Source organism: uncultured Pseudomonas sp. (assembly GCF_913774235.1).
Lineage (GTDB): Bacteria > Pseudomonadota > Gammaproteobacteria > Pseudomonadales > Pseudomonadaceae > Chryseomonas.
Genome location: NZ_CAJYDW010000015.1, coordinates 16217 through 27081, shown reverse-complemented (window position 1 = coordinate 27081; position 10865 = coordinate 16217). Strand labels below are relative to the sequence as shown.

At 67.5% G+C, this 10865-nt stretch carries 10 protein-coding genes and 1 other RNA gene; 8 read left to right on the top strand and 3 right to left on the bottom strand.

The features are described 5' to 3' along the window. The first annotated feature begins 215 nt into the window (after positions 1-215). The 8 genes from ppc to QZ471_RS15120 all read left to right on the top strand — a co-directional run bounded on the left by ppc (position 216) and on the right by QZ471_RS15120 (position 7628). Positions 216-2852, top strand: a complete 2637-nt coding sequence (gene ppc / locus QZ471_RS15155) for a phosphoenolpyruvate carboxylase (protein WP_295465192.1) — start codon at positions 216-218, stop codon at positions 2850-2852. A 190-nt stretch (positions 2853-3042) separates the two neighbouring features. After that, positions 3043-3690 (top strand): adenylate kinase, encoded by a 648-nt coding sequence (adk, locus tag QZ471_RS15150; RefSeq protein ID WP_295465190.1) that lies wholly within the window; start codon positions 3043-3045, stop codon positions 3688-3690. A 138-nt stretch (positions 3691-3828) separates the two neighbouring features. Further along, positions 3829-4512, top strand: coding sequence for a tRNA (adenosine(37)-N6)-threonylcarbamoyltransferase complex dimerization subunit type 1 TsaB (gene tsaB / locus QZ471_RS15145; protein WP_295465188.1), 684 nt, complete (start codon positions 3829-3831; stop codon positions 4510-4512). Between the two features lie 138 nt (positions 4513-4650). Further along, positions 4651-5010 carry a hypothetical protein gene (locus QZ471_RS15140; RefSeq protein ID WP_295465186.1) on the top strand — a complete coding sequence of 120 codons (360 nt, stop codon included), beginning with the start codon at positions 4651-4653 and terminating at the stop codon, positions 5008-5010. Then, positions 5010-5867 carry a DUF72 domain-containing protein gene (locus tag QZ471_RS15135; protein ID WP_295465184.1) on the top strand — a complete coding sequence of 286 codons (858 nt, stop codon included), beginning with the start codon at positions 5010-5012 and terminating at the stop codon, positions 5865-5867. Before QZ471_RS15140 ends, QZ471_RS15135 begins: the two co-directional genes overlap by 1 nt. 94 nt (positions 5868-5961) lie before the next feature. Next, positions 5962-6663, top strand: a complete 702-nt coding sequence (locus tag QZ471_RS15130) for an extensin family protein (RefSeq protein ID WP_295465182.1) — start codon at positions 5962-5964, stop codon at positions 6661-6663. A 1-nt stretch (position 6664) separates the two neighbouring features. Further along, entirely contained in the window at positions 6665-7477 is an 813-nt protein-coding gene (locus QZ471_RS15125) for a class I SAM-dependent methyltransferase (RefSeq protein WP_295465180.1), read from the top strand. A gap of 76 nt (positions 7478-7553) precedes the next feature. Beyond that, positions 7554-7628, top strand: a non-coding RNA gene (locus QZ471_RS15120) — sX9 sRNA. 62 nt (positions 7629-7690) lie between these two features. Here the strand turns inward: QZ471_RS15120 and QZ471_RS15115 are convergent. The 3 genes from QZ471_RS15115 to QZ471_RS15105 are packed head-to-tail and all read right to left on the bottom strand — an operon-like array spanning position 7691 to position 10688. Then, positions 7691-9199 carry a tripartite tricarboxylate transporter permease gene (locus tag QZ471_RS15115; RefSeq protein ID WP_295465178.1) on the bottom strand — a complete coding sequence of 503 codons (1509 nt, stop codon included), beginning with the start codon at positions 9197-9199 and terminating at the stop codon, positions 7691-7693. 1 nt (position 9200) lies between these two features. Next, entirely contained in the window at positions 9201-9659 is a 459-nt protein-coding gene (locus QZ471_RS15110; protein ID WP_007161982.1) for a tripartite tricarboxylate transporter TctB family protein, read from the bottom strand. A gap of 48 nt (positions 9660-9707) precedes the next feature. Further along, on the bottom strand, positions 9708-10688 hold the full coding sequence (locus QZ471_RS15105) for a tripartite tricarboxylate transporter substrate binding protein (protein WP_295465174.1): 981 nt from the start codon (positions 10686-10688) through the stop codon (positions 9708-9710). Between the last annotated feature and the right edge of the window lie 177 nt (positions 10689-10865).

Genomic DNA, 10865 nt, shown 5'->3' with positions numbered 1-10865 from the left:
AGTTCGCGCAAGAATTGGCGAGTGATTTTTGTTCGTGGGCTAGGCGCCGCGACGAGTCATAGCAGGGCTATGGCGAGGAGTGGCAACGACGTCCATGGCGGTCCGCCGCTGCGGACAAAAAGCGCCGTCAAAATTGTGTAGGTAACTTCTGAAACACCACACTAGACCGCGCCGCTTGCCGCGAGGTCCCAACCGGTACTTTCGAGGAGCACGAGATGGTGGAAATCGACGTTCGCCTGCGCGAGCAGGTGCGGTTGCTGGGCGAACTCCTGGGGCAGACCATCGCCGATCAGCATGGCGCTGCCTTTCTCGACAAGATCGAGCGGATCCGCAAGGGCGCCAAGGCCGCCCGCGGAGGTTCCGCCGAGGGCGCGCGGCAACTCGGCGACACCCTCGACGCCCTGGCCGAGGACGAGCTGCTGCCGGTGGCCCGGGCCTTCAGTCACTTCCTCAACCTGGCCAATATCGCCGAGGAATATCACCGGGTGCGCCGGCGTGGCGAAGACGAGCCGCTACCCTTTGAACAGCGCGTCCTACCCGCGTTGCTGGAACGCCTGGCGACCGCTGGCCACTCCGGCGCGGAGCTGGCCGAGCGGGTCGCGGCACTGGACATCGACCTGGTGCTGACCGCCCACCCCACCGAGGTGTCGCGGCGCACCCTGATCCAGAAATACGACGAGATCAGCGCCCAGCTCGCCCTGCTCGATCATCGCGACCTCACCTCCGCCGAGGTCGCTGCCATCGAGGCGCGTCTGCGCCGACTCATCGCCGAGGCCTGGCACACCGAGGAAATCCGTCGCCAGCGCCCGACGCCGGTGGACGAAGCCAAGTGGGGCTTCGCGGTGATCGAGAACTCCCTCTGGCAGGCGGTCCCCACTCTCCTGCGTAATCTCGACAGCTGCCTGCGGGAGCGCACCGGGCAGCGCCTGCCACTGACGGCCGCGCCGCTGCGCTTCTCCTCCTGGATGGGCGGCGACCGCGACGGCAATCCCAACGTCACCGCCAGCATCACCCGCGAGGTGCTGCTGCTGGCCCGCTGGATGGCCGCTGACCTCTACCTGCGCGACGTCGACCGGCTGGCCGCCGAGCTGTCCATGCAGGCAGCCAGTCCCACTCTGCGCGAGCAGGCCGGCGATCACCCCGAACCCTATCGCCAGGTGCTCAAGGGCCTGCGCGAGCGTCTGCAGATCACCCGCAGTTGGGCGGCCCATGCCCTCACCGATCCCCATGCCGGGGCGCGCCACATCCTCAGCGACAACGCCGAGCTGATCGCGCCGCTGCAGCTGTGCTACGACTCCCTGCAGCGCTGCGGCCTGGGCGTCATCGCCGACGGTTCGCTGCTCGACACCCTGCGCCGGGCACGTACCTTCGGCCTCTATCTGGTCCGCCTGGACATCCGCCAGGACGCCGCGCGCCACGCGGCGGCCATGGCCGACATCTGCCGCTACCTGGAGCTGGGCGACTACACCGCCTGGAGCGAGGAACAGCGCCTGGACTTCCTGCGCAAGGAGCTGACCAGCCGGCGACCGCTGCTGCCGCTGGAGGCGGAGCTTGCGGAGGATACCCGCGAGGTGCTCGCCACCTGTCGCGTCATCGCCGCCTCACCCCCCGCGGCCCTGGGTTCCTACGTCATCTCCATGGCCGGCGCGGCATCCGACGTCCTCGCCGTGCAGTTGCTGCTACGCGAGTGCGGCGTGCGTCATCCGATGCGCGTGGTGCCGTTGTTCGAGACCCTCGACGACCTGGATCATGCCGGTGCGGTCATCGCCAGCCTGCTCGACCTGCCCGACTACCGCGAGCGCCTGGCCGGGCCCCAGGAGGTCATGATCGGCTACTCGGATTCGGCCAAGGACGCCGGCACCCTGGCCGCCGCCTGGGCCCAGTACCGCGCCCAGGAAGCCCTGGTGGAGATCTGCGCCAAGCGCGGCGTGGAGTTGCTGTTGTTCCACGGTCGGGGCGGCACCGTGGGTCGCGGCGGTGGTCCCGCCCACGCGGCCATCCTGTCGCAGCCGCCGGGCTCGGTGGCCGGGCGCTTCCGCACCACCGAGCAAGGCGAGATGATCCGCTTCAAGTTCGGCCAGCCCGCGGTCGCCGAGCAGAATCTGGCGCTCTACCTGGGCGCCGTCCTGGAGGCCACCCTGTTGCCGCCGCCGGCGCCCGAGCCGGCCTGGCGCGAACAGATGGATCGCCTCGCCAGTGACAGCCTTGCCGCCTATCGCGGCGTGGTCCGCGAAGACCCGCATTTCGTCAGCTATTTCCGCCAGGCCACCCCCGAGCAGGAGCTGGGCCGACTACCCCTGGGCAGTCGCCCGGCCAAGCGCCGCGAAGGCGGCGTGGAAAGCCTGAGGGCCATCCCCTGGATCTTCGCCTGGACCCAGACGCGATTGATGCTGCCCGCCTGGCTGGGCTGGGAGGCCGCGCTGGAGCAGGCCGAGCGGCGCGGCGAGTCGCCCTTGCTGCGCGAGATGCGCGAGCGCTGGCCGTTCTTCCAGACCCGTATCGACATGTTGGAGATGGTGTTGGCCAAGGCCGAGGCCGAGGTGGCCCGGTTGTATGACCAGCGCCTGGTCGAAGACGAACTGCAGGTGCTCGGTAGCCAGTTGCGCGAACGGCTGCGGCAGGCCGGCGTCGCGGTACTGCGGCTGACGGGGCAGGGCGAGTTGCTCGAGCATCACCCGGAAACCCTGGTGTTCTTCGCCGTGCGCAATACCTACCTCGATCCGCTGCACCTGCTGCAGATCGAGCTGCTGGCGCGGGCCCGGGCGGCGGGGGAAAGCCAGCCGGCGGCGCTGGACCAGGCGCTGTTGGTCAGTGTGGCGGGTATCGCGGCTGGACTGCGCAATACCGGCTGAAAGAGAAGGTACGTTCGCCGGAACGGTGGGTCGCTACGACCTGCGCGGTCCCTGCGACGCTAGGTAACTTGTGCGGCCTGGGGGCGCTGTGTATGGTTGGTCCCTTTGGCCGTCTCGTGTCGTCGACAACAATCATCGCGACAGCGCCCCGCGTGGGCTGCCAGTCCGAGACCATTCTAAGGAGCAACAGATGCGCGTAATCCTGCTGGGAGCGCCCGGTGCCGGCAAAGGTACTCAGGCCCGGTTCATCACTGAAAAATTCGGCATTCCGCAGGTATCCACCGGCGACATGCTGCGCGCGGCGGTCAAGGCCGGCACCCCCTTGGGGCTGCAGGTCAAGGACATCATGGACAACGGCGGCCTGGTGTCCGACGAGATCATCATCGCGCTGATCAGCGAACGCATCCTGGAAGCCGACTGTGCCCAGGGCTTCCTCTTCGACGGCTTCCCGCGCACCATTCCCCAGGCCGAGGCCCTCGAAGCCGCCGGCGTGAAGATCGACCACGTGCTGGAAATCGCCGTCGATGACGAAGAAATCGTCCAGCGCCTGTCCGGTCGCCGCGTTCACCCGGGTTCGGGTCGCGTCTACCACGTGCAGCACAATCCACCCAAGGTCGCCGACGTCGATGATCTGACTGGCGAGCCGCTGGTGCAGCGCGAAGACGATCGCGAAGCCACCATTCGCAAGCGCCTGGAGCTCTACCATTCCCAGACCAAGCCGCTGGTGGACTTCTATCAGAAGCTCGGCGCCGCCCAGGGTACGCCCAAGTGCAGCCGTATCGAAGGCGTGGGTTCGGTCGATGCCATCACCGCCAAGGTGCTGCAGGCGCTGAGCTAAAGGCCAGTGACGGCCGCCTGTGCCTGCAGGCGGTCCGGTCGGGGCACCGTCCTGGTGTCGTGACCGATGGGCGGGTCCCCTTGGGTCCCGTCTTCCTCTAGAATGCGCAGCCCTTGCAACCGTTGCGGATTCGCCCTCATGTCCATCCTGCTCGCCCTCGACACCGCCACCGAAGCCTGTTCGGTCGCCTTGCACCTGGGCGACGAGATCATCCATCGCTACGAGATCGCCCCGCGTCTGCATGCCCAGCGGGTGCTACCCATGGTGCAGGAGCTGCTGGCCGAGACCGGTCTGACCCTGGCGCAGGTGGATGCCATCGCCTTTGGCCGTGGCCCCGGCGCCTTCACCGGGGTGCGCATCGCCATCGGTGTGGTGCAGGGGCTGGCCTTCGGCCTGGAGCGCCCGGTGCTGCCAGTCTCCAATCTGGCGATCATCGCTCAGCGCGCCTGGCGCGAGCGGGGCGTCAGCCAGGTGGCCGCCGCCATCGACGCGCGCATGGACGAGGTCTACTGGGGCTGCTACCGCCTGGAGGGCGAAGTCATGATGCTGGCGGGCGCCGAGGCCGTGCTGGCCCCCGAAGCCATCGTGCTGCCCGAGGGCGCCACGGGTGACTGGTTCGGCGCTGGCACCGGTTGGGGCTACGTAGGCCGCATGGCCCTGCCGCTGACCGCGGTGGACGCCACCCTGCTGCCCCATGCCCAGGATCTGGCGATGCTGGCCGCGGCGGCCTGGGCGCGTGGCGAAGCCGTATCGGCGGAGTCGGAAGCGGCCCAACCGGTCTATCTGCGTGACCGGGTCGCCACTCCCAAGCAGCCGGTCTGAGGCCGCGGAACGGGGCGCACTGACGGCATCTCTAAGTAGTATCAGGCCGCTCGTCTGCCCGTCGTGACGGACGTCCGGCCCTTCGTTGCCATCACCCTTGACCCTCCCTAGAGTAGCGTCATCCGTTCGGGACCCGCCATGCGCATCGACAGCGGCTATTCCTCCTCTGCCTATCCCCTGAATCGCTCCTCCCGCGCGGTCACCCCCGTACGCGAAGTGGCGAGGGACGAGGACGCCCGCCAGAACGCCATCGCCAGGGAAAATGCCGGCACTGCCCAGCCGACTGTCGCCCCGGTGCGTCGGGTGGAGGCAGCTGCCGCCACCGACAGCGGCGATGCCGGCGCCAATGGCCTGGTGCTCAGCGAGCGGGAAGGCCGCTTCGCTAGCAACCTCACGGCGCGTGCCCAGCAGGCCCTGGCCAGCTACGGCAGTACCGCCACCTTCGGCGCCGAGCCCGAGGGCTCGTCCAGCGTCGTGGGTCTCGATCTCTACGCCTGATGCTGCCGTATTTTCTCGGCTGTCCCTCCTGGAACGACAACGCCTGGCGCGAGAGCCTCTACCACGGCCTGCGTCCGGCCGATTTCCTGCCGCGCTACACCCAGGTGTTCAACGCCGTGGAAGGCAACACCACCCTTTATGCCTGGCCCTCGGCGGACAAGATCCGCCACTGGGCCGAGGTGATGCCGGCGGGTTTTCGTTTCTGCGCAAAATTTCCCCAGGACATCAGCCACGCCGACGATCTGCGGGTGCAGCTCTCCAGCGCCCGTACCTTCATCGACCTGCTGGCACCGCTGGGCGAGCGCGCCAGTCCGCTCTGGTTGCAACTACCCCGGCGCTTCGGCCCGGAGCGGTTGAATGAACTCAAGGTGTTCCTCGACGCCCTGGCGCCGCGGCGTACCCTGGCGGTAGAGGTCCGTCACCTGGCCTTCTTCGACAAGGGCGACGCCGAGCGGGCCCTCAATCGCCTACTCCTGGACCTGGGCGTCGAGCGCATCGGCCTGGATTCCGCGGCGCTATTCAGCGCCGACCCGAGCGATCCGGCGGTACGTCTGGCGCAGTCCAAGAAGCCGCGCGTGCCGGCCCGGGCCCTGGCCTTCAGCGCCCAGCCCCAGGTGCGCTTCATCGGCCGCCTGGAATTGGCCGCCAACGACTACTACCTGGCCAAGTGGGTCACCCGCGTCGCCGACTGGATCGAGGCGGGGAAGGTACCCTTCGTGTTCCTGCACACCCCGGACAATCGCCAGGCGCCCGAACTGGCCCTGAGATTCCATGCCCAGTTGCGCGAGCGGCTGCCCGGCCTGCCGGAGCTGCCCACCCTGAGCACCGCCGATACCGAGCAACTCGGTCTGCTGTAGCCGACGCGATACGTTTGGCGACGTTTTCCCCGGCATTCCCGCACCGCGGGCCGGTCCGATGGATATTCATCCCTGAATCTCCCGCCGACGGTCCATGAAAGCCAGACAACTACTCGGTTTCGTCATCCTGCTCTATGGAGGCCTACATACCGCCTTCGATCAGGGCTGGCTGCGTATTCCGCCGGCCTACAATCCCTGGGCGCCGCTGGATATCCAGGCGCCGACCAATCCCGTCACCCGGGTCAAGCTCTGGCGGCTGCAAGCCGATGCCGACTACTGCGCGGCATCTCTGGCCACCTCGGCGCTGACCTATCGCGAGCTACGCGGCAATTCCGGTTCGGCCGACTGCCCGCTGGAGCGTGCGGTGCGCATTCAGCGCGGTGAAGGGGTTCGACTCAGCGGCAGCTTCCTCGCCAGTTGCCCGCTGGCGGTGAGTTTCGCCCTGTTCGAGCGGCAGGCGCTGCAACCGGCGGCCGAGGCCGTCTACGGCCAGCGGGTGGCCGAGCTGGAGCACTACGGCAGCTTCGCCTGTCGCAACGTCTATGGCCGCGCCACCGGGCGGCGCAGCCAGCATGCCGAGGCCAACGCCCTGGACATCGCCGGGCTGCGTCTGGCCGATGGCCGGCGGATCAGCGTGGCCCGGGACTGGAACGGCGATCCCCAGGCGCAACGTTTCCTGCGTCAGGTGCGCGACGGGGCCTGCCGCTCCTTCAACACCACCCTGGGGCCGGACTACAACGCTGCCCACCGCGATCATTTCCACGTCGACATGGGTGGCTTTCGCGTCTGCCGGTAGAATGACCGGTCTTTCCGCCATCGAGTCGCCCCTGTCCATGCCCAGTCCCTCGCTCATCGTCGAAGCCCTGGAACCCGCCTTCACCGACGCCGCGGCCGCCTGGGCCATGCGCCTGGGGCTGCCCTTGGGCACCGCCACGACCGAGGAATTCGCCGTGCAGGTGGGGGCTCAGGGCCTGCAATTGGTCCAGCGGGGCCCCGATGCGCCGGGTCCGGTGCGGGTGGACTTCGCCGAGGGCGCCGCGGCCCATAGACGCAAGTTCGGCGGCGGTGCCGGCCAGATGATCGCCAAGGCCGTTGGCATTGGCCCGGGCGTGCGCCCGCGCATCCTCGATGCCACCGCGGGCCTGGGTCGCGACGGTTTCGTGCTGGCGACCCTGGGCTGCCAGGTCACCCTGGTGGAGCGTCAGCCCCTGATCGCCGCCCTGCTCGAAGACGGCCTGGCCCGCGCCGCGCGGGATGCAGAGGCAGCCGGCATCGTTGCCCTGATGACCCTGGTGCAGGCCGACTCCACCGCCTATCTGCAAGGCGGGGAGGGCGAGGCGCCGGAGGTGATCTATCTGGACCCCATGTTTCCCCACCGCGACAAGAGCGCCCTGGTGAAGAAGGAGATGCGTCTGTTCCGGCCCCTGGTGGGCGACGACCTGGATGCCCCGGCACTGCTGGCCGCTGCGCTGGATCGCGCCAGTCACCGGGTAGTGGTCAAGCGCCCGCGCAAGGCGCCGGCCATCGAGGGGGTGAAGCCGGGCTATGTGCTGGAGGGCAAGTCCAGCCGCTACGATATCTATCCAAAGAAGAGCTTCAAGTCCTCCTAGAGCAGCTAACAAACCTACTGCGCGTCCGCCAGACGGGCGCGTGCAGTGCTCGGAATCCTCATGTATCCCCATACACTCGTGCGCGAGCCCGGTCCGGTTCCTGCGCGCCGCGCGCACCCGCCTGACAGCCGCTCGCTACGCTTTGTTAGCCGCTCTGAACGAAAGAGCCCGCGGGCGGAAGCACTCCGGCCGCGGGCTCTGGTGTCACCGACCTCAGACGGTCGCGGCCTTGGGCGCGCGACGCTTGCGCCAGGCACGGTAGAAGGGCAGGGCCACCATCAGGATGCAGACGATCCAGATGGCTTGGCTGATGCCGCTCTGCCAGAGGATGCCCATGTCGCCGTTGGAGATCGACAGGGCACGCCTCAGACTCGTCTCCATCAGCTCGCCGAGGATGAAGCCCAGCAGCAGCGGCGACAGCGGGAAGTCCAGCTTGCGCATGATGTAGCCGAAGATGCCCACACAGACCATCAGCACCAGGTCGAAGGTGGTGGCGTGCACCGCATAGACGCCGATGCCGGTGATGATGGCGATGGCTGGCGCCAGCGACCAGTTCGGCACCTCGAGGATCTTGGTGAACATCTTCACCATGGGCACGTTGAGGATCAGCAGCATCACATTGGCGATGAACAGCGAGGCGATCAGACCCCACACCAGATTCGGCTCGTTCTGGAACAGCAGCGGGCCGGGGGTGATGTTGTAGAGGGTCAGGGCGCCGATCATCACCGCGGTGGTGCCCGAGCCGGGGATGCCCAGGGTCAGCATGGGAATCATGTTGCCGCACACCGCCGCGCCGATGGCGGTTTCCGGCGCCGCCAGGCCGCGCAGGTCACCCTTGCCGAACTTACCATCGGCACCGGCCATGCGCTTCTCGGTGGTGTAGGCCAGGGCACTGGCCAGGGTCGCGCCGGCACCCGGCAGCACGCCGATGATGAAGCCGCTCACCGAGCTGCGCAGGTTGACCATGAACACGCTGCGCGCTTCGCGCACGTTAAACAGCATGCGCCCGGTGGCCTTGACCGCGACTTGGCCATGATGGGTCTGCTCCAGCAGCAGGAGCAGTTCGCTCACCGAGAACAGGCCCAGTACCAAGATCACGAAGTCGATGCCGTCAGCCAGGTGCACGTTGTCGAAGGTGAAGCGATAGACACCGCTGTTGGCATCGATGCCCACCGAGGCGATGGCGAGGCCGAACAGCGCGGCGACCAGGGTCTTGACCGGCTTCTCGGCGGCCATGCCGGAGAGGCTGAGGATGGCCAGGGCCATCAACGCGAAGTATTCCGCCGGCCCGAAGGCGATCGCCCACTTCGCCAGCAGCGGCGAGAACAGCACCATGCCGCAGGTGGCGATGAAGGCGCCGATGAAGGAGCTCCAGGCCGACAGCGACAGGGCCACGCCCGCCAGACCCTGGCGGGCCAGCGGATAGCCGTCCAGGCAGGTCATCATGGTCGCGGCTTCGCCGGGGATGTTCAGCAGGATCGAGGAGATCCGACCGCCGTATTCGCAACCCAGGTAGACCGCCGCCAGGAGGATCAGCGAGGTCTCCGGCGGCAGACCCAGGGCGAAGGCCACCGGGATCAAGAGGGCGATGCCGTTGATCGGCCCGAGACCCGGCAGCAGGCCGACCACGGTGCCGATCAGGGTACCGATGAGGGCCACGATCAGGTTGGTCGGCGTCAGGGCGACGCCGAAGCCTTGCATCAGGAAGTTCAGGGTATCCATGTCAGCCCTCCAGGAATTCCAGCACGCCAAGGGGTAGGGGGACTTCCATCACCCGATCGAACAGCACATAGAGGCCGATGGCGAGCAGCAGGCTGACCAAGGCGCAGGGCATCAGGCGACCGCCGTAGAGCAGGCCGCAGAGGGTGGCGGTGATGAAGGCGCTCAGCGGAAAGCCCAGCGGCTGGAAGGTCAGGGCATAGCCCAGCAGGATGGCGCAACAGGCCACCACCTTGCGCAGCGACGAGGCGTCCAGCGGCTTCTGGTCCTCGCCATCGCCGATCGGCGTGGGGCGGATGATCAGATAGGCCAGACCCAGGCTCATCAGGCCGAACATCAGCATCGGATAGGCCCGCGGACCGACCGGCTCGTAGGAGAAGGGCGCCTGGTAATCCCGGGCGATGAACAGCATGACGAGTCCGGCCACCAGCCAGACCGCCATGAAGGCGCGTTGGAAGATCATGTCGACATCCTCGAAGGCGCCCGGAGGGGCGCCAGGGGCGGGGGCTCGTTACTGGATCAAGCCGAATTCCTTGGCCATGCCGCGGTAGCGCGCGACTTCCTTTTGCACATAGGCGTCCAGTTCGGCGCCGGTCATGGCGAAGGGGAAGAGTTCGCGCTGATCACGCAGCTTGGCGAAGTCGTCGGAGGCCAGCAGCTTGTCGAAGCTGGTCTTCCACCAGTTGTACTGCTCGTCGGTGACCTTTGGGCCGACATAGAAGCCGCGGACCACCGGCCAGACGATGTCGTAGCCCTGCTCGCGCGCGGTGGGGATGTCCTTCATCGCCGGTTCGTCGAAGCGCTGCTCGGCGAAGACCGCCAGCAGGCGCATGTTGCCGGCCTCGACATGGGGCATGGAGTCGGAGATGTCGGTGCTGCCGACCTGGATGTGGCCACCCAGCAGCGCGGTGGCGATCTCGCCGCCGCCTTCCAGGGCCACGTAGCGCAGGTCCTTGGGATTGATGCCGGCGGCCTTGGCGATCAGCGCCGTCTGCATCCAGTCCTGGCTGCCCACGGTGCCGCCGGAACCTATCACTACCTTGCTCGGATCCTTCTTCAGCGCCTCGACCAGGTCACCCAGGGTCTTGTAGGGCGAATCGGCCTTGACCGCGATGGCGCCGTAGCTGGCCCCCACGGCAGCCAGCCAGCGTACGGCCTTTTCGTCGAAGCGACCGAACTTGCCCTGGGCCAGGTTCAACAGTGAACCGCTGGAGAAGGCGACGATGGTGTCGCCGTCGGCCGGCCGCTGAGCCACCACGGTGTTGTAGGCCACCGCCCCCACACCACCGGGCATGTAGGTCACGCGCATGGGCTTGTCCAGCAGCTTGGCTTCCACCAGGCCGCTCTGGGCCAGCTTGCAGGTCAGGTCGAAGCCACCACCCGGGGAGGCCGGGGCAATGCATTCGGGACGCTTGGGTTCGGCCATGGCCTGGGCGGACAGCAGCATGGAGGCGGCCAGGGTCAGGGTGAGGTTGCGCAAGGTGGTGCTCATCGACGTCTTCCTTTTGTTGTTATTTCAGAAGCTGACAGGCGGACACGGCTCAGGCTCGCCAGGGCGGCGATCGTTCGCAGAGGGGATACGGGAGCAAGGCGAGCTGCACGAGGGCGAGCATGGATGTCGTTCCGCTTGTTATTGTTGTTGGCCGACCAGGGGCGGCGCTTGGGCAAG

What these genes read in the sequence shown, in the direction of transcription:
- ppc (WP_295465192.1), top strand. Translation starts at nt 216, where the DNA reads ATGGTGGAAATCGACGTTCGCCTGCGCGAGCAGGTGCGGTTGCTGGGC.
- adk (WP_295465190.1), top strand. Translation starts at nt 3,043, where the DNA reads ATGCGCGTAATCCTGCTGGGAGCGCCCGGTGCCGGCAAAGGTACTCAG.
- tsaB (WP_295465188.1), top strand. Translation starts at nt 3,829, where the DNA reads ATGTCCATCCTGCTCGCCCTCGACACCGCCACCGAAGCCTGTTCGGTC.
- QZ471_RS15140 (WP_295465186.1), top strand. Translation starts at nt 4,651, where the DNA reads ATGCGCATCGACAGCGGCTATTCCTCCTCTGCCTATCCCCTGAATCGC.
- QZ471_RS15135 (WP_295465184.1), top strand. Translation starts at nt 5,010, where the DNA reads ATGCTGCCGTATTTTCTCGGCTGTCCCTCCTGGAACGACAACGCCTGG.
- QZ471_RS15130 (WP_295465182.1), top strand. Translation starts at nt 5,962, where the DNA reads ATGAAAGCCAGACAACTACTCGGTTTCGTCATCCTGCTCTATGGAGGC.
- QZ471_RS15125 (WP_295465180.1), top strand. Translation starts at nt 6,665, where the DNA reads ATGACCGGTCTTTCCGCCATCGAGTCGCCCCTGTCCATGCCCAGTCCC.
- QZ471_RS15115 (WP_295465178.1), bottom strand. Translation starts at nt 9,199, where the DNA reads ATGGATACCCTGAACTTCCTGATGCAAGGCTTCGGCGTCGCCCTGACG.
- QZ471_RS15110 (WP_007161982.1), bottom strand. Translation starts at nt 9,659, where the DNA reads ATGATCTTCCAACGCGCCTTCATGGCGGTCTGGCTGGTGGCCGGACTC.
- QZ471_RS15105 (WP_295465174.1), bottom strand. Translation starts at nt 10,688, where the DNA reads ATGAGCACCACCTTGCGCAACCTCACCCTGACCCTGGCCGCCTCCATG.